This window comes from Pseudoxanthobacter soli DSM 19599 (assembly GCF_900148505.1).
GTDB lineage: Bacteria > Pseudomonadota > Alphaproteobacteria > Rhizobiales > Segnochrobactraceae > Pseudoxanthobacter > Pseudoxanthobacter soli.
This window is the reverse complement of the sequence record NZ_FRXO01000012.1, coordinates 66,263-86,274: the sequence shown is the minus strand read 5'-3', so window position 1 is coordinate 86,274 and position 20,012 is coordinate 66,263. Positions and strand designations below refer to the sequence as shown.

At 69.6% G+C, this 20,012-nt stretch carries 16 protein-coding genes; 8 read left to right on the top strand and 8 right to left on the bottom strand.

Annotated features, from left to right (window positions below; all coding sequences use genetic code 11):
- The first annotated feature begins 43 nt into the window (after positions 1–43).
- On the top strand, positions 44–1,255 hold the full coding sequence (locus BUF17_RS19785; protein WP_073631954.1) for a serine hydrolase domain-containing protein: 1,212 nt from the start codon (positions 44–46) through the stop codon (positions 1,253–1,255).
- 42 nt (positions 1,256–1,297) lie between these two features.
- Here the strand turns inward: BUF17_RS19785 and BUF17_RS19780 are convergent, their stop codons facing one another.
- From BUF17_RS19780 to BUF17_RS19740, 8 genes are all read right to left on the bottom strand, one after another.
- Positions 1,298–2,164: a porin family protein gene (locus BUF17_RS19780; protein WP_139282616.1), complete on the bottom strand. Its 867-nt coding sequence runs from the start codon at positions 2,162–2,164 to the stop codon at positions 1,298–1,300.
- The gene (locus tag BUF17_RS19775; protein WP_073631952.1) at positions 2,164–3,639 is read right to left on the bottom strand and encodes an arylsulfatase B; all 1,476 of its coding nucleotides are present in this window, start codon (positions 3,637–3,639) and stop codon (positions 2,164–2,166) included. Before BUF17_RS19775 ends, BUF17_RS19780 begins: the two co-directional genes overlap by 1 nt.
- Positions 3,636–4,634 (bottom strand): formylglycine-generating enzyme family protein, encoded by a 999-nt coding sequence (locus BUF17_RS19770; RefSeq protein ID WP_428977663.1) that lies wholly within the window; start codon positions 4,632–4,634, stop codon positions 3,636–3,638. The genes BUF17_RS19775 and BUF17_RS19770 overlap by 4 nt, the downstream gene beginning before the upstream one ends.
- A gap of 112 nt (positions 4,635–4,746) precedes the next feature.
- The gene (locus BUF17_RS23125) at positions 4,747–5,772 is read right to left on the bottom strand and encodes an AraC family transcriptional regulator (protein WP_210215479.1); all 1,026 of its coding nucleotides are present in this window, start codon (positions 5,770–5,772) and stop codon (positions 4,747–4,749) included.
- 168 nt (positions 5,773–5,940) lie between these two features.
- Positions 5,941–7,665 (bottom strand): dihydroxy-acid dehydratase, encoded by a 1,725-nt coding sequence (locus tag BUF17_RS19755; protein WP_073631950.1) that lies wholly within the window; start codon positions 7,663–7,665, stop codon positions 5,941–5,943.
- Between the two features lie 12 nt (positions 7,666–7,677).
- The gene (locus tag BUF17_RS19750) at positions 7,678–9,117 is read right to left on the bottom strand and encodes an NAD-dependent succinate-semialdehyde dehydrogenase (RefSeq protein ID WP_073631948.1); all 1,440 of its coding nucleotides are present in this window, start codon (positions 9,115–9,117) and stop codon (positions 7,678–7,680) included.
- Positions 9,118–9,133: 16 nt separating this feature from the next.
- Positions 9,134–11,011 carry a thiamine pyrophosphate-dependent enzyme gene (locus tag BUF17_RS19745; RefSeq protein ID WP_244530963.1) on the bottom strand — a complete coding sequence of 626 codons (1,878 nt, stop codon included), beginning with the start codon at positions 11,009–11,011 and terminating at the stop codon, positions 9,134–9,136.
- A gap of 328 nt (positions 11,012–11,339) precedes the next feature.
- Complete coding sequence (locus BUF17_RS19740) at positions 11,340–12,191, bottom strand: IclR family transcriptional regulator (protein ID WP_175563757.1); 852 nt, start codon at positions 12,189–12,191, stop codon at positions 11,340–11,342.
- A 346-nt stretch (positions 12,192–12,537) separates the two neighbouring features.
- On the opposite strand from BUF17_RS19740, the gene BUF17_RS19735 reads away from it, so the two are divergent.
- The 7 genes from BUF17_RS19735 to BUF17_RS19705 all read left to right on the top strand — a co-directional run bounded on the left by BUF17_RS19735 (position 12,538) and on the right by BUF17_RS19705 (position 19,874).
- The gene (locus BUF17_RS19735) at positions 12,538–13,587 is read left to right on the top strand and encodes an ABC transporter substrate-binding protein (RefSeq protein ID WP_073631944.1); all 1,050 of its coding nucleotides are present in this window, start codon (positions 12,538–12,540) and stop codon (positions 13,585–13,587) included.
- A gap of 257 nt (positions 13,588–13,844) precedes the next feature.
- Positions 13,845–14,780 carry an ABC transporter permease gene (locus BUF17_RS19730; RefSeq protein ID WP_073631942.1) on the top strand — a complete coding sequence of 312 codons (936 nt, stop codon included), beginning with the start codon at positions 13,845–13,847 and terminating at the stop codon, positions 14,778–14,780.
- A 71-nt stretch (positions 14,781–14,851) separates the two neighbouring features.
- Complete coding sequence (locus BUF17_RS19725) at positions 14,852–15,979, top strand: Gfo/Idh/MocA family protein (protein ID WP_073631940.1); 1,128 nt, start codon at positions 14,852–14,854, stop codon at positions 15,977–15,979.
- A gap of 9 nt (positions 15,980–15,988) precedes the next feature.
- Positions 15,989–16,813, top strand: a complete 825-nt coding sequence (locus BUF17_RS19720; protein ID WP_073631939.1) for a sugar phosphate isomerase/epimerase family protein — start codon at positions 15,989–15,991, stop codon at positions 16,811–16,813.
- Between the two features lie 73 nt (positions 16,814–16,886).
- Positions 16,887–17,723 carry an ATP-binding cassette domain-containing protein gene (locus tag BUF17_RS19715; RefSeq protein ID WP_084564985.1) on the top strand — a complete coding sequence of 279 codons (837 nt, stop codon included), beginning with the start codon at positions 16,887–16,889 and terminating at the stop codon, positions 17,721–17,723.
- Positions 17,724–17,874: 151 nt separating this feature from the next.
- Positions 17,875–19,044, top strand: a complete 1,170-nt coding sequence (locus tag BUF17_RS19710; RefSeq protein ID WP_073631937.1) for a zinc-dependent alcohol dehydrogenase — start codon at positions 17,875–17,877, stop codon at positions 19,042–19,044.
- A gap of 35 nt (positions 19,045–19,079) precedes the next feature.
- Positions 19,080–19,874, top strand: coding sequence for an SDR family NAD(P)-dependent oxidoreductase (locus BUF17_RS19705; protein WP_073631935.1), 795 nt, complete (start codon positions 19,080–19,082; stop codon positions 19,872–19,874).
- Positions 19,875–20,012 lie beyond the last annotated feature (138 nt).

Below are 20,012 nucleotides of genomic sequence, written 5' to 3'. Positions count from 1 at the left end.
TTCGACGGATGTCCGTCGCGAGCGGACGAGGCGGCGGCGAGGGATGGACGAGATGCGCGTGGAAGGCATGGCGGAGCCCGGCTTCGGCTTGGTGGCAGAGGCATTCGGCCGGAATTTCGAGGCGGGCGAGGAAACCGGCGCCGCCGTCTGCGTCTATCATGGCGGCCGCAAGGTCGTAGATCTCTGGTGCGGGATGCAGGATGCGGCCGCCCGCAAGCCCTGGGACGAACACACCGTTGTGCCCGTGCTCTCCACGGGAAAGGGCATCACGGCGGCGGCCGCGCTGATCGCGGCCTCCCGCGGGCAGTTCGATCTCGACCAGCCGGTCGCCGCGTTCTGGCCGGCGTTCGCCGCCAATGGCAAGGAGGCGATCCGCGTCCGCGACCTGCTCAACCATTCGGCGGGCCTCGTCTTCTTCGGCCGTGTCGTCACCCGCGGCGATCTCGGCGACCACGACGCCCGGGTCGCCTTCCTCGAACAGATGACGCCGGACTGGCCACCCGGCACGCGCTGGGGCTACCACCTCGCCACCTTCGGCCCGCTGCTCGCCGAGGTGATTTCACGGACCGATCCGCTCGGCCGTTCCTTCGGCCAGTGGTTCCAGGACGAGGTCGCACTTCCGGCCGAGCTGCGGTTCCGGTTCGGGATTTCCGCGGACGAGATCGACGACATGGCGCGGGTCGAAGGCTCGTGGATGCCGCGCTTCGCGGCCGCGCTCGGCCATGCGCCGTTCGGTCTGGTGCGCCAGGCGCTCAATCCGTTCTCGCGGCTGCACCGGACCGTTCGCGAGATCCCCGACCTCAACCTCAACGAACCCGACTGGCTCGCGCTCGAATTTCCCTCGGCGAACGGAATTGGCGAGGCGCGCGCCATCGCCAGGCTCTACGCGATGCTCGCGTCCCCGGACGAGAGCCCGCTGGCACCGCACATCCTCCAGGATCTGCTCGCGCCGCAGACCCCTCCTCCGCTCGGCCGGCGGGATGCGGTGATGGGCGTGGAAACCAACTGGCACCTCGGCTTCGTCCGGCCGGGGGGCGGGTTCGCCTACAGTCCCTCGCCGAGAGCGTTCGGGATGCCGGGCCTCGGCGGCTCGTTCGGATTCTGCGATCCCGACCGGCAGATCGGCTACGCCTACACGCCCAACCGGCTGGGCCCGCTGCCGTTCGACGACCCGCGCGAGCAGCGCGTGCGACAGGCCGTCTATGCCGCGCTCGACTGCGTCGCCGCGACGGCCGAGCCTGCCCACGCCGCGTAGCGGGCGTCCCGGTCGGACGGCCTCATCCGACCGGAAAGCGCTCTAGAACCGGTAGCTGGCGCCGATCACCGGCCCCTGCATCCGCACATCGTAGGCGAAGCTGCCGGCGTGGTAGTCAACCGAAAGCGCGCGGTAGCCGAGCCGCAGCGCCAGCTTGTCGTTCCACTGGTAGTTCACCGTGCCGATCGCCTGCCAGGTGACGTCCGAGCCGATATCGAACCCGCCGACATCGCCGTAGAGCGTCAGGCCCCAGGGCCCGCCGAGGTCGATATTGAGGCGCCCGGCGATGACCGGATCGACCCAGTTCTCGCTGCGGCTGTAGCTCAGGCCCGAAGGCAGCCGGCCTGGATCGATCGTCAGCCTGTTGTCGAGATGCCAGAAGCGCAGGCCCGCGCCCGCGTCGACCGAGAGATAGGCGGATTTATAGAGCCGATAGAGCGCGCTGGCCTGAAGCGTCAGGCTGCGCGAGCGCACCTCGACCCCTGCGCCATCCGGGCCCGGCATGGTGCCGTCCGGCGAGACCTGCGAGAGCATGAAGTCGCCGAGGAACCCCCAGCGCCCGATGCGCATCTCTCCGGCGCCCATCAGGCCGCCGTCGAAATTCTTCATCACGTCGCTGAAGGAGAGATCGACGCCGACCGCCGGCAGCGGCGGCAGCGTGGACGTGGTGCCGTTGAGCGCGCTCGCCCAGAAATAGAGCGAGCCGGTGAAGGTCGGCCGGTCACCGGCGGGCGGGGGCGCGGCCGGAACCTCGCCCGGCGCGCCGGGCGGTGCCGGTGCGGACGTCGCCCCCTGCGTCGATGCGGTGGAGGGATCGGCTGCGAGCACCGGCGTGGCAAGCAGCAGGGCAAGCGGCACGAAGCCGGCGAGGCGCCGGAGCGCCACGCCACCGCGAGAGGGACCGGGCATCAATCCTCCTCCAGCCCCATCTCGTAGAGTGCCGCGTCCGGCGTCGCCAGCGGCGCGGAGAGGGTCGCCTTCAGCGCGGCGGTATAGAACAGCGGCGGCGCCATCGTGCGTGCGAGATCGACCACCTTGCCCTGCAGCTCGGCCACCTTTGCGGGATGCTGCGCGGAAATGTCGGTCTTCTCCGACGGATCGGCGTCGAGGTCGAACAGTTCGACCCGCGGCGGCAGCACGACATGCCAGACGAGCTTCCACTTGCCGTCGCGGACCGCGCCCTGGGTCGGCTCGACATTGTAGACCACCTCGCTGCGGCCGGCCGCGCCCGCCGCGAGCGCCTGCCACATGTCGCGGCCGTCGAGCGGCTTGGAACGGTCGAGGCTCGCGCCGGCGAGCTTCGCCAGCGTCGGCAGCATGTCGACCACGTGCATCACGCCCTCGGCCTCGCCGGTGCGGATGCGCCCCGGCCAGTTGGCCAGCGCCACGACGCGCACGCCGCCTTCATAGAGCGTTCCCTTGCCGGCGCGGTAGGGGGCGTTGTCCGGCGGCAGGTCGCCGCTGACCGCGCCCTCGCCGGCGAACATCTTGTCGCGCGTTCCACCGTTGTCGGAATGGAACACGATCAGCGTGTCGTCCCGCATCCCGCGGGCCTCCAGCGCCGCCACCACCTTGCCGATCTGGTCGTCCATGGCGGTGATCATCGCGGCGTAGGCGCGCCGGGCCGGATCGGCGATGCCGGCGTACCGGGCGAGATAGCTCTCGGGCGCCTGATAGGGCGTGTGCGGCGCGGTGAAGGCGAGATAGAGGAACAGCGGCGTGGCTGGATCGTGCTTGCCGACGAGCCGCACCGCCTCCGCGCCGAGGAGATCGGTGTCGTAGCCTTCTTCCTTCACGAGCTCGTTGCCGCGATACCAGTCGGTGACGCCGTGCGCTTCGTGCTTGAAGTGGTCGATCTCGCCGACGAGCGGTCCGTAGAAGCTGTCGAACCCGCGCTGGAGCGGCCAGTACTTCCGGTCGGCATGGCCGAGATGCCATTTTCCGACCAGCGCGGTGCGGTAGCCGGCCTCCTTCAAGGCCTGCGGCAGCAGGAACTCGTCGGTGGCGAGCCCGTAGCTCGCGCCCGACGGAATGACGCCGGTCTGCAGGCCATAGCGCAGCGGATAGCGCCCCGTCAGCAGCGCGGCGCGGGTCGGCGTGCACATCGGCTGGGTGTAGAACTGGCCGAGCTTAGCGCCCTCGGCGGCGAGCCGGTCGAGGTTCGGCGTCTTGATGTCCGAGCCATGGAAGCCGACATCGGCGAAGCCGAGATCGTCGGCGACGATGTAGAGCACATGCGGCCGCGGCGCATCGGCTGCACGCGCGCCGGGCGCCAGCATGGACAGGCCGGCGATGGCCGCCAGGAAGCCGGTGCCGCCCGCCAGCACGTCGCGCCGGCTCGGGCCGCCGGCCGTGGGGGAGGAAGAGGCGTTTTCGTCGGTCATTCGGATCCTCGTTTGGTCGCGACACGCCGCACGCACCGGAAGCCGATGTGGACGGAGGCGGTGTCGACGGTCTGGGGCTGGCGCGCCGCGGGGCGGTAGCGCCGGCAATAGCTGGGAGCGCAGAGGTGGGAGCCGCCCTTCAGCACCTTGCGGGGCGAGGGCGGGCCCGGTGAAAAGGGATCGACGCTGTCCGTGGCGCTGCCCCCGCGCGGGTTGCGCGGCAGGCAGCACGCCTTCGCGGCGGGCGCGGCGTGGCGCGGGCGGTACCAGTCGTCGGTCCACTCCCACACGTTGCCGATCAGATCGAACAATCCGTAGCCGTTCGGCGGGAAGGCGGTGACGGGCGACGTTCCGGCATAGCCGTCCTCGGCGAGGTTCTCGCGGGGGAAGCGGCCCTGCCAGGTGTTGGCGCGATGGATGCCGTCCGGCACGAGGTCGTCGCCCCAGGCGAACGCGGCGCCTTCGAGCCCGCCGCGGGCGGCGAACTCCCATTCCGCCTCGCTCGGCAGTTCCTTGCCGGCCCAGGCGGCATAGGCCGTTGCGTCCTCGTGGCAGATATGGACCACGGGATGGTCCATCAGCCCGTCGACGCTGCTGTCCGGTCCCTGCGGCCGGCGCCAGCAGGCACCGGGCTCGAAGCGCCACCACCGCGTCCAGTCGTCCGGATTGCCGTCATCGTCGGGTGCGACGAAAACGAGGGAACCCGGCACGAGCAGCAGCGGATCGGCACCGGGATAGTTCTCGGCACGGGGCACCCGTTCCGCCACCGTCACATAGCCGGTCGCGTCCACGAAGCGGGCGAACGCGGCATTGGTCACCGGTGTCGGATCGATGAAGAAGCCGTCGACGGCCACCGGATGCGCGGGAGCTTCCTCGGGATAGTGATCGTCGGATCCCATGAGGAAGGTGCCGCCGGCGATCCAGACCATGCCGGATGGCGCGGCTTCCGCCATCGGGCCGTCCGTCGTCGGGGCCACGGGGTCGAGGACCTTCATAACCGCTTTACTCACGCTCCAGGGTGCGCAAGCCACGCCGGAATCACCGCCGATGGCTCACGGACATCCGTGTCGCGCCTGAGTCAGCCATAGCCAACCCGCCCACCGGCGCTCAATTGCCATTTCGCGCCAGAAGAACCTTGCGGTAGGCGACCGGGGCCTCGCCTTCCCATCGCCGGAACGCCCGCACGAAATGCGCCGGGTCGCGGTAGCCGAGCAGGCGGGTGATCGAGCCGACGGACAGCGCCGGGTCCGCGAGATGGCGCCGGGCCGCCTCGCGCCGCCACTCGTCGACCAGCATCTCGAACGAGGTGCCGAGAGAGGCGAGCCGGCGTTGCAGGCTGCGCGGCGGCAGGCCGAGGCTGCGGGCGGCATCCGGCAGCGACAGGGTGCCGCTCAGCGCGGCGGCGGCGATGATCAGCCGGAGCGCCTCGATCAGGCCCGCATCGTCGATGAGGAAGCCCCGGCCCGGCAGCGGCAGCGCCGCGATCTCCGGGGAAAGCCGGTTGCGGGCGAAGAACGGATTGGGGCGGTCGAGCCATGCGGCATCGAAACTCACCGCCACGCCTGCGCCGCTGGCGAACGAGACGTCGCTGCCGAGCTTGTCCTCGTAGGTGCGCATCGGCGCCAGGGCGCGATGGGGCAGCCCGACATGGATCGCGCCGCCCGCATCGCCGGCGATGGCGCGCAACGCCCGGACGACGAACCCCGCGATGCCTTCGTTGAGCACCCGGGCGTGTTCGGGATCGCTGTCGGCGAGCACGTGGCGCCAGTGCGCCCGGCCGTCGCGCTCGTCGAGGGCAAGACTGACGCCCCGCTGGAAGGTCGGCATGTGGGCGGCCTGGGCGTGCAGGCACTCGCGCAGCGTCCGTCCGGAAAACAGCGCATGCCCCATCAGGCCGAGCCGCGACGGATCGGCGGCCGCCGCCAGGTCGAGCCCGATTTCCGCCTCGCCCGCATGACGCGCCATTTCCAGGAGCACGGTCGCGACCTGCGCCCGCGCCACCGTCCGGTCCGGTGCTATGTCCCGCGCGATCCCCGCCCGGGCGAGCAGCGGCGGCAGCGCAAGGCCGCGCCGGGCCGCGACGTCCGGCAGCATATGAATCAGCGACAGGCTGACCGGATGGCGGTCCCACATGCGGCGGCGGACTCCGTGTCGGACCCGGAGGAAGTCCGGCGACCGCTCGCCGGTCTTCCCGATCCGTCTCCCTATCAAGCCAACACCGTCGCCCCGGTCAACTGGCGGACGAGAGCGGGCCGTCGCCCGGTCAACCGGCGGCCAAGAATGCCGCAGCCCGCCCGCACCTCAGGCGCGCAGGAAGTCGAAATCGCACCCTTCGTCGGCCTGGAGGATGTGCTCGTCATAGAGCCGGGCGTAGCCCCGCGCCGGCTTCGCCGGCACTGCCGCGGCCACGTTCGCCTCCGCGCGGCGGCGCTCCAGTTCGGCTTCGTCGACCAGAAGTTCCAGCGCCTTGTCGCGCACACTGAGGCGGATGCGGTCGCCGTTGCGCACCAGCCCGAGCGGCCCGCCGGATGCCGCATCTGGCGCAATGTGCAGCACGATGGTGCCGTAGGCCGTGCCCGACATGCGCGCGTCCGACATCCGCACCATGTCCTTCACCCCGGCCCTCGCGAGCTTGGCGGGGATCGGCAGGTAGCCGGCCTCCGGCATCGCGGCGTCGCTCGTCGGGCCGGCATTCTGCAGCACGAGGAAGTCGTCCGCCGTGACGTCGAGGTCGGGATCGTCGATCCGCGCCGCGAGGTCGGCGAGCGAAGTGAACACCACCGCCCGGCCCTCGCGCTCGAACAGCGCCGGGTCGGCGGCGGAGCGCTTCATGATCGCGCCGCGCGGCGCGAGGTTGCCGAACAGGGCGACGAGGCCGCCGTCCGCGCGGATCGGCGCATCGAGGCCGCGCACGACCGCGCGGTCGATCCAGGGATCGGCCGCCGCGATGCGCTCGCCGACGGTCTCGCCGGTGATCGTGCGGCAATCGAGGTGCAGCAGGTGCTTCAGCTCGCGCATCACGGCGGGAATGCCGCCGGCGGCGTGCAGATCCTCCATGTAGGCGTCGCCGGTGGGCTTGAGGTCCACGAGCACGGGCGTGGTGTCGCTGAGGGCGTTCATGCGCGTGAAATCGAATTTCAGCCCGAACCGGCCCATGATCGCGGCGAGATGCACCACCGCATTGGTCGAGCCGCCGAGGGCGAGCAGGACGCGCACCGCGTTCTCGAACGCCTCCGCCGTCATGATCGCGCTCGGCCGGCGGCTGTCATCGCCGATCAGCGACACCGCCACCCGCCCGGTCTCCTCCGCCATGCGCAGCCGGTCGGCGTCGACGGCGGGGATCGCGGCGCCGCCGGCCGGCATCATGCCGAGCGCCTCGACGATGGAAGCCATGGTCGAGGCGGTGCCCATCACGGCGCAGGTGCCGGCGGTCGAGGCGAGGCGCTTCTCCACGGCGTCGATCTCCGGCTCGCTGACCGAGCCGGCGCGATAGCGTTGCCAGAACCGCCGGCAGTCGGTGCAGGCGCCGAGGCGCTCGCCGCGATGGCGGCTCGTCGACATCGGCCCGGCCACGAGCTGGATCGCCGGCAGGTCCGCCGAGGCGGCACCCATGAGCTGGGCGGGCACGGTCTTGTCGCAGCCGCCGAGCAGCACCACCGCGTCCATCGGCTGGGCGCGGATCATCTCCTCCACGTCCATCGACATCAGGTTGCGGAACTTCAGGCTCGTCGGCGACAGGAACACCTCGCCGAGCGAGATCGTCGGGAACTCCACCGGCAGCGCGCCCGCCGCCAGCACGCCGCGCTTCACCGCCTCGATCAGCTCGGGGAAGTGGCGGTGGCAGTTGTTGAAGCCGCTCGCGGAATGCGCGATGCCGACGATCGGCCGCTCCAGCATCTCGCGGCTGTAGCCCATCGAGCTTGCGAACGAGCGGCGCAGATAGAGCGAGAACCGGCGGTCGCCGTAATTGGTCAGGCCGCGCGCGAAGCCATGCTCGCCGCCGGATTTCTGGTCTTTCGTCGTCATGGTCGCGTCCGATCAGGCCAGCTTGAGCTTCACATATTTCGGTTCGAGATAGTCGAGGATACCGAGCCTGCCGCCCTCGCGTCCCATGCCGCTTTCCTTGATTCCGCCGAAGGGAATCTCGGCGGCGGCCAGCAGCATGTCGTTGACGCCGACCATGCCGGCCTCCAGCGCCTCGGCGGCGCGGTTCGCGGTCTCAAGCGAACGGGAGAACACATAGCCGGCGAGGCCGAACGGCACGTCGTTGGCGCGCCGCACGACCTCGTCGAAGTCGGTGAACGTGGCGACGGGCGCGACCGGGCCGAACGGCTCCTCGCGCATGATGCGGGCGTCGTCGGGCACGCGGCCGAGCACGGTCGGCGAGAAGAAGAAGCCGGCATTGCGCCCGTCGGGGATCGAGCCGCCGGCCAGCACCTCGGCCCCTCGCTCCACGGCGTCGGCGACGAGTTCGACGATGCGGTCGCGCCCGCGCGCGTTCGCCATCGGCCCGAACTCCACGCCCTCGTCGCGCCCGCGGCCGATGCGGATCGCCCGCGCCGTTTCCGCCATCGCCCGCACGAACGGCTCATAGACCGCCTCATGGACGTAGAACCGGCTCGGCGAGATGCACACCTGCCCGGCATTGCGGAACTTGGTGCGGGCGCAGATCGTGCCGGCGGCGATGGGATCGGCGTCGGGAAACACCAGCACCGGCGCATGGCCGCCGAGTTCCATCGACACCTTCTTCACGCTGTCGGCGCACTGCCGCAGGATCAGTTTCCCGACCGGTACCGAGCCCGTCAGCGACACCTTGCGGATCACCGGCGAGGCGATCAGATGCGCCGAGATCGGCGCGGCATGGCCGGTGACGACGTTGAGCACGCCGGCCGGCAGCCCGGCCTCCATCGCCGCCCGCGCGATGAAGAACGTGCTCGACGGCGCCTCCTCCGACGGCTTGATCACGACGGGGCACCCCGCCGCCAGCGCGGCGGCGATCTTGCGCGCCGGCAGCAGCGCCGGGAAATTCCACGCCGTGAACGCCGCGACCGGCCCCACGGGATCGTAGCGCACCTGCAGCCGCGAGGCCGGGTCGCGGCCGTCGAGGGTGTGGCCGAAGATGCGCCGCGCCTCGTCGGCATACCAGTCGAACTGGTCGATGGCGGCCTGGAACTCGCCCGCCGCCTCCGCCAGCGGCTTGCCGGTCTCGACCGACATGGCGAGCGCCGCCTCCGGCGCGACCGTGCGCAGCGCTTCGACGATGCCGCGCATCAGCCGCGACCGTTCCCAGCCGGAAACCGCCCGCCAGCGCGGCGCCGCGCGTTCCAGCGCCGCCAGCGCCTCGTCGAGGTCCTCCGGACCGGCAGCCGGAATGGTCCCGACGATCGTCTCGTCCGCCGGATCGACCACCGCGATCGTTCCGCCCGCTTTCGCCGGGCGCCATGCTCCGTCGATCAGAAGACCGAATTGCGCGTACATGCCTCGTCCCTCCCGGTCAGATCGGCTGGCGGCTATAGAGCGCCTCGACGGTCTCCACCCACGGGCCGACATTCCAGCGGCCGTAGGCCCCCATACCGGCGATCTCGTCGGGACCCCAGTAGACCGGCACGTGGATCACCGAGAAGCCGTCATAGGCGTGGGCCTTCTCCAGCGCCGCGCGCAGGGTCGCGGCGTCGGTGCCGCCGAACAGCGCGTTGATGCCCTTCACCGCCCCCGCCAGCGCCACATAATCGACCTCGACATGATCGCTGGTGCCGAAATCCGGACCATATTGCGCGACCTGGAGCGAGGAGATCGCCGCCATGCGGCGGTTGTCGAAGATGATCAGCGTGCCCTTCGCGCGGTGCTCGACGGCATCGATCAGGATCTGCGGGCTCATCATGAACGAACCGTCGCCGGAGAACGCGATCAGCGGGCGGGGCTTGTCCGCCACCGCCGCAGCGAGCAGCGCGCTCGCGGCAAATCCCATGAAAGAGGCACCGGATTCCGTCACCGTCTGCATCGGCGCATCGTCTTCCACCACCTGGAAGCCGTTCGCCTGCACGTCGCCGGCATCGAACAGCTTCACCGCGCCGACCTCGCGCGCGAAGCCGGCCGCGACCGCGATGGCGCTCGGCTGGGTCAGCACCGACCGGCCCCACACCGGGTCCGGCAGCGCGATGTCGCCGCAGCGCTCGGCCTTCAGGCGCGCCCACTCGGCCTTCGCCGCCGCGCAGGATTCGAGGAACGCGCGGCGGTCCTCCGGCATGTCCGACGGCGCGTTGCCGAGGCGGCCGAGCAGCCCGTCGATGGTGGCGCCGATGTCGCCGACCAGCGCCAGCGTGTGGTTGTAGTGCGTGGCCGTGGCGATATCGGCGTTGATGTTGATGACGGCCCGCGCATTGGGATAGCCGGTGCCGGAGCAATCGGCCTGGCAGACGGCGCGGGAGCCGACCACGATCAGGAGTTCGGCCTGTTCCATGGCGAAGTTGCCGCTGATGGAGCCCTTGCTGCCACCGACATGCATGTTCTGCGGATGGGCGTCGGGCAGCACGCCGAGGGAGCCCGGCGACAGCACCACCGCCGCGCCGATCCGCTCGGCCAGCCGGCGCACCGCCGCGGCGTGGCGCCGGGCGCCGCCGCCCGCCTTGACGACGATGCGCGGATGGCGGTCGATCAGTTCGGCCGCCCGCGCGAACGTCGCGGGATCGCTCGGCGACAGCACCGGCATGTCCAGCCGGTCCGGCAGACTGTCGAGGCTGAGGCCGGCGATGGTCTTCGGCTGCACGTTGATCGGCAGGTTCAGGTAGAACGGCGCCGCCGCATAGGGATGGTGCACGGCCGCCGTGCCGCGGCGCAGCGCATCGCGCAACGCCTCCGGCGTGTGCAGGGTGTAGCTCGGCCCCATGATCTCGGTCAGCCGTCCGAACTGCTGCTGGCGGGTGCCCGGCACCTGCTGCATGTTCGGGCCTTCACCGTGCGTGGTCTCGTCGCCGTAGAGATGATAGACGCCGACGCCGTTGGAGGCAGCGGCGAGCGAGCCCGCCAGCGCCTGCAACGCACCGGGTCCGATCGAGGTCAGAACTGCCGGCGTCTCCCCGAATATCCACGACAGCGCCGTGGCGGCATGGGCCATCGCGACTTCGTTGCGGCACTGGATGAACCGCAGCGCACCGGCCTCGCTGTAGACGCGCAGTACCTCGCCGATATCGGTGTTGCCGTGGCCGAGCACGCCGAAGATCTTGCGCACGCCCTGCTTGAGCAGGCCGAGCACGACCGCTTCCGAGACGGTGACATCGACCGTGCCCGGCAGGGTTCCGGCCTCGAGAGCGCGCACGACCCCGCCCGCGCCCGCCACGGCGGCGGCGCGTTCGCGCATTTCCGTTTCCTTCATGACGTTCCTCTCGCCACCCCGTCGCGCGGGATTTTTTGTTCTCAGGTCCGGCATCGCCGCGCCGCGCGCGCCGTCATGGCACCCGCATTGCCGCGGCTTCCGGTGAAGCATCGGATCGGTCCGGACCGCCCTCGCCTTCCGGTCCGATGGGCGGCTCGCCGTTCCGCGAGCGACCGCCGGCGGCCGGTCTGGCCGCCGACGCGCAGCCATGGCATCCGTCCGGCCCGGCATGGTCCGTCCGGATCGATCCGGACGGACCATGCTCAAGCTTTTGAATCTGGAGCGATTTCCGGTCGATCTGATGATTCCGCCAGATCGGAAAGCGCGCCTAGATGTCGCTGCCCCTCGCCTCTTTCACTTTTCGCGTGTCCTTCGCCGCCGGCGCCGGTTCGGCAGAAGGCTCCCACCCGAGCCGCCCCGAAAGGTCGCGGGCCATGGATTTCACCAGCACTTCCCATTCCTGCAGCCGCGCGTCGGTCACGCGCGGGCTCGGGCCGGACACGCCGATGGCACCGCAGACATTGCCGTCGTAGCGGAAGATCGGCGCCGCAAGGCAGCGCACGCCGATGCTGAATTCCTCGTCGTCGAATGCGACCCCGGCGGCCTGCACGGTCGCGAGGTGGCGGCGCAGCGCCTCCGCGTCGGTGATGGTGCGGCGGGTATAGGGCTCGAACTGGATGCCGGCGATGATGTCGTCCTGCACGCTTTGCGGCTGGAAGGCGAGGAGCGACTTGCCGAGCGCGGTGCAATAGACCGGGGCCAGGGTGCCGATGGGAGCATCGACGATGACGCCCCGCGCGGGCGCGGCCTGATCGATATAGAAGGCCCGCTGATCGGCCAGGATCGCGATGTGGCTGCACTCGCCGGTGGCCTCGGCCAGGGCATCGAGGAACGACCGCGCCGCCGTGCGCAGATCCATCCGCCGCAGCGCCTTGTGTCCGAGAATGCCCATGCGCAAGCCCAGCGAATAGCGCTGGGACACCGGGTCCTGCTCCACATAGCCGGCCACTTCCAGCGTCCGCAGCATCCGCGACACCGAGCTCTTGTCGATTTCGAGCTGACGGGCGAGTTCCGACACGCCGAGCGTGCCGGGCTGCTCCCCCAGGGCATCGAGAAGGCGGAGCGCCTTTGTGACCGACCGGATTTCCACTGTGGTTGGCTCCACGATTGCGAGTGACACCAGACTAAGCATCCATTGCGCATTGGTCAACATCGTTGTTGATTTCCGCCGATTGAGTCACCCTCCCTTCGACGAACCGCGCCACGCCTCATCCTTTGCAACACGCGGACGGCGATTTTGGCGCCAATTTCTCCAACTTTGGCGCGAAATTCGCGCGGTTTTCCTGCATGTGCGCCGCCAGATTGACGCCGAAGTGGCCAACGCTGTCTCTCATTGCACATCACTGTTGACCATCACGGAACGAGTCGGTACGGTCCAGTCCCGAAACAACAACATCGCCGCTCAATAAGCGCAACGATGACGCGGACGGCACAAAGCCGCCGCGGATAAAACCGGGAGGAAAATCATGAAGCTTCGCACCAACCGTCGTGCCGTGCTGAAGGGCGGCGCCGCGGCGCTCGCCGCCGTCATGCTGTCCGGCACGGCGATGGCCGCCCCGATCAAGATCGGCGCCTCGATTCCCACCCTCGACAACCCGTTCTGGGTGAACGCCGTGAATTTCGCCGAGCACGTCGCGAAGGTGCTCAACATCGAACTCACGGTGGTCGGTGCCGAGAACAAGGAAGACAAGCAGCTCACCGACGTGCAGTCGCTGCTGTCGTCCGGCGCGCAGGCGCTCGTCGTCACCCCGCAATCCACCGCGAGCGCGCCGGGCATCATCCGCCTCGCTGCCCGCGCGGGCGTTCCCCTCGTCATCGTCGACCGCTATCCGGGCTTCGATCCCGGCAACGCCGATGCGCCCTATGTCGCCTTCATCGGCCCGAACGACGTGACCGCCGGCCGCGATATCGCTGCCCACCTCATCAAGGACGGCGCGAAGAAGATCGTCGCCATCGGCGGGCTTCCCGGCTCGTCGGTCGCCGAGGGCCGCGAACAGGGCCTGCGCGAGGCCGTCAAGGACGCCTCGGGCGTCGAGATCGTGCAATATATCGGCGCCGGCGAATCCGAGGATGCCGGCTATCAGGCGATGCAGAACCTGCTGGCCGCCCACCCGGCCGGCTCCATCGACGCGGTGTGGTGCTACAACGACGCGCTCTGCCTCGGCGCCTTCCGCGCCGTGCGCCAGGCCGGCCGCGAGAAGGAAATCAAGCTCGCCGGCATGGATCTCGTGCCGCAGGCTCTCGACCTCATCGAGCAGAAGACCAACTACACCTTCTCAACCGGCGGCCACTGGCTGCAGCTCGGCTTCGGCGTGATGATCGCCTACGACCAGCTCAACAACCACCCGCCGATCAAGCCGGTGGTGCGCCTCGATCTGCTGGGCGTCGATTCCGGCAACTTCGCCACCTTCAAGAAGCAGTTCATCGAGGGCGAGCCGCCCTACGACGTGAAGCAGTACACGCTCACCAACAACCCGTCGGCGACGTCGCAGCAGTTCCCGCTCCAGACGAAGTAACCGTCCGTGCGCCGGGGCCTGTCCCGCCGGAATCTCGATCCGCGGCGGGGCGGCGCACTCCGGCGGTAGCGCTCCGCAGCGTCAGCCCGGCCTCGCCGGGCGGCCTCCGGCGCCCGCGGAACGGATACAGCATGCGGGCGCTTCGCGAGGCGCGCCCGCGACTGCCGGAAAGGGAAGAGCCGCGCGGTCCGTCCGCCGGCTTTCCCGCGTCGTTCTCGCATCCCCGTTTCCGAGTTCATGCGGCGAGCCAACACGTCATGCGCAACATCAAGGTCGGCGACCTGCTGTCCCGATACATCGCCTATCTCGCCCTCGTGGTCGTCGTCGTGGTGTTCGGGGTGCTGTCGCCGGATCGGTTCCTGACGACCGGCAATCTCGGCGTCATCCTTCAGAACGCCGCCGTGCTCTGCATCGTGGCGATCGGCATCACCTTCATCATCATCGGCGGCAGCATCGACCTCAGCGTCGGCTCCGTGATGGCGTTCTCCGGGGCGGTCGCCGCGAGCCTCACGCCGGCGTTCGGCGCGTGGGCCTTCGTTGCCGCGCCCATCGTCGGCGCCCTGCTCGGCGCCGTGAACGGCTCGGTGTTCGTGTTCGGCCGCATTCCCTCGTTCGTCGTCACCCTCGGCATGCTCTCGGTCGCCCGCGGCATGACGATCCTGTTCTCCGGCGGCCGCCCGGTGCCGATCCCGCTGACGAGCGACTTCTATTTCTTCGGCACGCCTCCCGCGCCGTTCCTGATTGCGCTCTGCGTCGCCGTCCTGATGGCGGCCCTGCTCTCGTTCACCACCTTCGGCCGCTATACGCTGGCCATCGGCGGCGACGAGGAGAAGACCCGCATCCTCGGCGTGCCGGTGGATGGCGTGAAGCTCGCCATGTTCATCGTCTCGGGCCTGCTCGCCGGCGTCGGCGGCGGCATCCTCACCTCGCAGCTCGGCTCCGGCAGCCCGACCGTCGGCGTCGGCTTCGAGCTGCTCGCCATCTCGGCCGTGGTCATCGGCGGCACGCCGCTCACCGGCGGCCACGGCTCGATCATCGGCACCGTCGTCGGCAGCCTCGTCATCACCGCGCTCGCCAATGGCCTCGTCATTCTCGGCGTCTCGACCAACGTGCAGACCATCCTCACCGGCATCGTGCTGGTCGGCGCGGTCATGATCTCGATCCGCCGCGGCAAGATGAAGATCATCAAGTAGCGCGACGCCCCGTTCCCGCTTCGCGCACGTTCCCGCTTGGACTGTCCCAGCGTTTGCAGAAAAGGTGCTCCATGCCCTCCGCCTCCGCTCCCCGCCTGAAGATCGGCCTGATCGGCGCGGGCGCCATCATGCGCCTCAGCCACGCCCCGACCATCCGGCGCAATCCGAACACCGAGCTCACCGCCGTGTTCGACGTCAACTTCGAGAACGCGAAGGCCATCGCCGACGAGTTCGGCGGCGCGCCCTATGACGATCTGGAAGCGATGCTCGGCAAGGCCGGCGTGGACGCGGTGATCGTCGCCACCCCCAACCGCTTCCATGAGGCCGGCGTGGTCGCCGCCGCCGCGCATGGCAAGCACGTGTTCTGCGAAAAGCCACTCAGCATCGACGTCGCCGGCTCCCGGCGCATGGTGGAGGCCTGCGAGAAGGCCGGCGTGGTGCTCCAGGTCGGCTTCAACCAGCGCTTCTGGTCGCAGGTGCAGATCGCCAAGGAGCTGATCGATAGCGGCTTCATCGGCAAGGTTCACCAGATCCGCTCGAACTATTCGGAGAAGTCGACCGCCTACCCCGCCTCCACCCGCTACCGCTACGATCTCGCCCAGTCGGGCGGCGCCACCATCATCGACCTCACCATCCACCGCATCGATCTCGCCCGGCACCTCGTCGGCGACTATTCGGCGGTCTTCGCCGAACTCGCCCACAGCGAGATGACCGAGAAGGTCGACGACAATGTCTGGCTGCTCACCCGGTTCGGGAACGGCGCCCGCGGCTGCCTGTCGGGCAACCGCTACTCGCCGAACATCGGCGACGGCACCGACATCTACGGCACCGAGGGCACGATCCACATCGCGAGCGAGACGATCAATCCGTTCAACGCCGTGCCGCTCGCGGTCTACACAGAGAAAGGCGTGGCCGACCTGCCGGACGTGCTGCGCGAGGCACACTATCCCGATGCGTGGTGGGAGACCTTCAAGGGCGGCTGGATTCCCGTGAAGCCGCCGCGCCGCAGCCCCTACGACGCCCAGCTGGAAGCCTTCCGCACCAGCATCGCCGAGCACCGCCCGGCGCTCGTCACCGGCCTCGACGGCCTGCGCGCCCAGGAGGTGATCCAGGCGGCCTATCTGTCGCTCGACAAGGGCGGCTGGGTCGAACTTCCGCTTCCGGCCGACGCGCCGTTCAAGATCCCCACCTACGCCTGAGGCCGCCCGATGATCACCGCCTTTCACAGCGTCGGCCTGCCGGATGTCGGCATCCTCGACCTGATCCCCCGCGTCGCCGCCGCCGGCTACCGGGGCATCGAACTCAACGCCGAGCTGCTGCCGTGGGCGAAGCCCCACGTCACGCCGGCGACCGACGCGGCGACACGCTCGGCGATCCGCGCCGCCTGCGCCGCGCACGGCCTCGCCATCACCGCCGTCGGCGCGCACATCGGCGAGATGGTCGACGCCGATCCGGCCGTGCGCGCCGATGCCATCGCGTTCGTCAACGGCTGCACCGATCTCGCCGCCGACCTCGGCACCGGCTTCGTGCACATCCTGTCCGGCCCGCAGGCCGCCGGCGCGCGATCGGGCGAAAGCTGGCGCTGGTTCGCGGACGCGGTCGCCGCGACCGTCGAGCACGCCCGCGCGCGCGGCGTCGAGATCGGCATCGAGGCCATCGCCGGCCACCTGTTCTGCCGGGTGGACGATTATCACGCCCTGCGCCGTGATTTGCCGGGCGTGCCGTTCAGGATCAATTTCGACCCGAGCCACCTCGAAGTGCAGGGCGAGGACCCCGGCCGCGTTCCGGCCGAACTCGGCGACCTCATCGCCAACGTGCACCTGAAGGACGGCAGCGGCCGCTTTCCGGCGTTCGCCTTCCCGCCCCTCGGCGAGGGCAATATCGACTTCCCCCGCCTCGCCGCTCTCCTGCGCGAGGCGGGCTACGACGGCGCGATGTCGGTGGAATACGAGGCGCAGGTCTACGGCTTCGAGCGCTCCGACGACGCCATCCTCGCCGAAGGCAAGGCGTTCTGCGACCGGCTCGGCGTCTGAAACGACGGCAAGAGGCGCTTGCCCCGGCCGCCCGCAGCGGCCAGTCGGAAGGCGTCCCCAGGGAGGAATGAGAATGAGCGTTTCAGCGCCCTATCAGGCGGCCGCCCCCGCGTCCGGCACCCCGTCGCCGGGCGAGGCGGGAAGCTGCTTCCTGAAGCTGACCAATGTCGGCAAGCGCTTCGGCGGCGTCACCGCGCTCGACGGCGTGTCCCTGGACGTCCGGCGCGGCGAGGTGCTCGGCCTGCTCGGCGACAACGGCGCGGGCAAGACCACCCTCGTCAAGGTCATCTCCGGCGTGCACCAGCCGACCAGCGGCGAAATCCACTGCGCCGGCGAGCCCGCGCGCATCACCTCGCCCGACCGCGCCCACGAGCTCGGCATCGAGACGGTGTTCCAGGATCTGGCGCTGGTGCCGAACCTGCCGGTTGCCGACAATTTCTTCATCGGCCGTGAAAGCACGTTCGATCTGGTGCCCGGGCTCATCCGCATCCTCCGCAAGCGCGAGATGGAGCGCGACGCGGCCGAGACGCTGAAGCAGCTCGACATCCACATCCCCTCGCTCCGGGTCAATGTCGATGCCCTGTCCGGCGGCCAGCGGCAGGCCATCGCCATCGCCCGCGCCATCCGCTGGAAGGCCAATCTCGTCATCCTCGACGAGCCGACCGCCGCCCTCAGCGTGCCCGAGCAGAACAAGGTGATGGAACTCGCCCGCCGGCTCGCCCGCCAGGGCGTCGCGGTGATCTACATCACCCACAACATGGACGACGTGATGCGCGTCACCGACCGCATCGCGGTGCTCTATCGCGGCCGCCTCGCGGCGGAACTGAAGACGTCGCAGACCAACCAGAACGAGATCGTCGGCGTCATCATGTCCGGCAAGCCGCCAGCCGCAGCCGCCCGCACTGCCTGAGCCGCCTCCCGCGCGACCGCCTCGCGCACGGCGATGTGAACGCCGCGTTCGCCGTGGACGCTGCGGCGGCCGGCGGCGCCGTTCCGCGCCCCGCCAGGAACATCCCCGGATCCCCGTCGTTAGGCCGGTCTCGACCAAACGGAGCGGCCCCATGAAAGCGCTGACCTGGCACGGCAAGAGCGACATCCGCTGCGAAAGCGTGCCCGATCCGCAGATCCAGCACGAGCGCGACGCCATCATCCGCGTCACCGCCTGCGCGATCTGCGGCTCGGACCTGCACATCTACGACGGCGTCATCCCCTCGATGGAAAGCGGCGACGTCGTCGGCCACGAGGCGATGGGCGAGGTCGTGGAGGTCGGCCGCGGCAACAGCAAGCTCAAGGTCGGCGACCGGGTGGTGGTGCCGTTCACCATCTCCTGCGGCGAGTGCTTCTTCTGCAAGCGCGGGTTCTATTCCGGCTGCGAGCGCAGCAACCCCAATCAGGATGCCGCCCGCAAGCTCTGGGGCAACTCGCCCGGCGGTCTGTTCGGCTATTCGCACCTGCTCGGCGGCTTTCCCGGCGGCCAGGCGGAATATCTCCGCGTGCCCTATGCCGATGTCGGGCCGATCAAGGTGCCGGCGGGGCTCGACGACGAGCAGGTGCTGTTCCTGTCGGACATCTTCCCGACCGGCTACATGGCGGCGGAGTTCTGCGACATCCAGCCGGGCGACACCATCGCGGTCTGGGGCTGCGGACCGGTCGGCCAGATGGCGATCCGCTCCGCCTTCCTGCTCGGCGCGGAACGGGTCATCGCCATCGACACCGTGCCGGAGCGCCTCGAACTGGCGCGCCAGGGCGGGGCGGTGACGCTCGATTTCATGGAGCAGGATATCTACGACCGCATCCTCGAATACACCCGCGGGCGCGGCGCCGATGCCTGCATCGATGCCGTCGGCACCGAAGCCGAGACGATGGCGAGCGCCGATTCCATGATGGATCGCGCCAAGGTCGCGCTCTTTATGGGCACGGACCGCCCCCATGTGCTGCGGCAGGCGATCCATTGCTGCCGGAATTTCGGCACCGTCTCCATCGTGGGCGTCTATGGCGGCTTCCTAGACAAGATCCCGATGGGCTCGGCGATCAACCGCGGGCTGAAGTTCCGCATGGCCCAGACGCCGGTGCAGCATTACCTGCCGATGCTGCTCGACCGCATCGAGAAGGGCGAGATCGACCCGTCCTTCGTCATCACCCACCGGGCGTCCCTCGAGGATGGTCCCGACCTCTACAAGACGTTCCGCGACAAGAAGGACGGCTGCATCAAGGTCGTCCTGAAGCCCTGACCGCCGAGGGCCGCACCGCCCAGAAGGAAAAGACCATGGCTTCCTCCCTCCGACCTCTTGCCGTCGTCACCGGTGCCTCCACGGGCATCGGGCGCGAACTCGCCGGCATCGCGGCGGAACGCGGCTACGATCTCGTCATCGCCGCCGACGAACCGCTGATCGATGACACCGCGATCTCTCTGCGCGGCTTCGGCGTCGACGTGCTGCCCGTTCAGGCGGATCTCGCCACGACCGGTGGCGTGGACGATCTCTGCGCCCGCATCCAGTCCACCGGGCGCACGCCGCAGCTTCTCCTGGCGAATGCCGGCGTCGGCCTCGGCCATGCCTTCCTCGATCAGGACCCGGCCGACTGGAGCCGGGTGATCGATACCAACATCACCGGCACGCTCTTTCTGATCCATAAGGTCGGACGGGAGATGCGCACCGCGGACACCGGCCGCATTCTTATCACCGGCTCCATCGCCGGGTTCATGCCGGGCTCGTTCCAGGCGGTCTACAACGGCACCAAGGCGTTCCTGAACTCGTTCTCGTTCGCGCTGCGCAACGAACTGAAGGATACCGCCGTGACGGTGACCTGCCTGATGCCCGGCCCGACCGACACCGAGTTCTTCGCCCGCGGCGACCTGCTCGACACCAAGGTCGGCCAGGACGACAAGGACGACCCGGCCGACGTCGCCGCCGCCGGGTTCGAAGCGATGATGAACGGCGAGGGCGACGTCGTCGCCGGCTGGAAGAACAAGCTCCAGAGCGCGGCCGCGAACGTGCTTCCCTCCGGTTTCCTCGCGGAGCAGCACCGCAAGATGGCCGAGCCGGGCTCGGGCACGCACTGACAGGTACGGCCCGCACCTCGACCGATCGCACCTGCACTCCCGTCGACGGCGGCTCGTGCAGAGGCGGCGCGTCCCGCCGGCCACCGGCCGACAGGAAACACCGCCTGCCAAAGCTCCGCCGTCGGCGGACCGCCTGCG

Excerpts from the sequence above, each read along its gene's own strand:
- BUF17_RS19770 (WP_428977663.1), bottom strand. The coding sequence starts at position 4,634 with ATGAAGGTCCTCGACCCCGTGGCCCCGACGACGGACGGCCCGATGGCG.
- BUF17_RS19715 (WP_084564985.1), top strand. The coding sequence starts at position 16,887 with ATGAGCGTTTCAGCGCCCTATCAGGCGGCCGCCCCCGCGTCCGGCACC.
- BUF17_RS19780 (WP_139282616.1), bottom strand. The coding sequence starts at position 2,164 with ATGCCCGGTCCCTCTCGCGGTGGCGTGGCGCTCCGGCGCCTCGCCGGC.
- BUF17_RS19710 (WP_073631937.1), top strand. The coding sequence starts at position 17,875 with ATGAAAGCGCTGACCTGGCACGGCAAGAGCGACATCCGCTGCGAAAGC.
- BUF17_RS19755 (WP_073631950.1), bottom strand. The coding sequence starts at position 7,665 with ATGACGACGAAAGACCAGAAATCCGGCGGCGAGCATGGCTTCGCGCGC.
- BUF17_RS19735 (WP_073631944.1), top strand. The coding sequence starts at position 12,538 with ATGAAGCTTCGCACCAACCGTCGTGCCGTGCTGAAGGGCGGCGCCGCG.
- BUF17_RS19745 (WP_244530963.1), bottom strand. The coding sequence starts at position 11,011 with ATGAAGGAAACGGAAATGCGCGAACGCGCCGCCGCCGTGGCGGGCGCG.
- BUF17_RS19725 (WP_073631940.1), top strand. The coding sequence starts at position 14,852 with ATGCCCTCCGCCTCCGCTCCCCGCCTGAAGATCGGCCTGATCGGCGCG.
- BUF17_RS19750 (WP_073631948.1), bottom strand. The coding sequence starts at position 9,117 with ATGTACGCGCAATTCGGTCTTCTGATCGACGGAGCATGGCGCCCGGCG.
- BUF17_RS19785 (WP_073631954.1), top strand. The coding sequence starts at position 44 with ATGGACGAGATGCGCGTGGAAGGCATGGCGGAGCCCGGCTTCGGCTTG.
- BUF17_RS19720 (WP_073631939.1), top strand. The coding sequence starts at position 15,989 with ATGATCACCGCCTTTCACAGCGTCGGCCTGCCGGATGTCGGCATCCTC.
- BUF17_RS19775 (WP_073631952.1), bottom strand. The coding sequence starts at position 3,639 with ATGACCGACGAAAACGCCTCTTCCTCCCCCACGGCCGGCGGCCCGAGC.
- BUF17_RS23125 (WP_210215479.1), bottom strand. The coding sequence starts at position 5,772 with ATGTGGGACCGCCATCCGGTCAGCCTGTCGCTGATTCATATGCTGCCG.
- BUF17_RS19705 (WP_073631935.1), top strand. The coding sequence starts at position 19,080 with ATGGCTTCCTCCCTCCGACCTCTTGCCGTCGTCACCGGTGCCTCCACG.
- BUF17_RS19730 (WP_073631942.1), top strand. The coding sequence starts at position 13,845 with ATGCGCAACATCAAGGTCGGCGACCTGCTGTCCCGATACATCGCCTAT.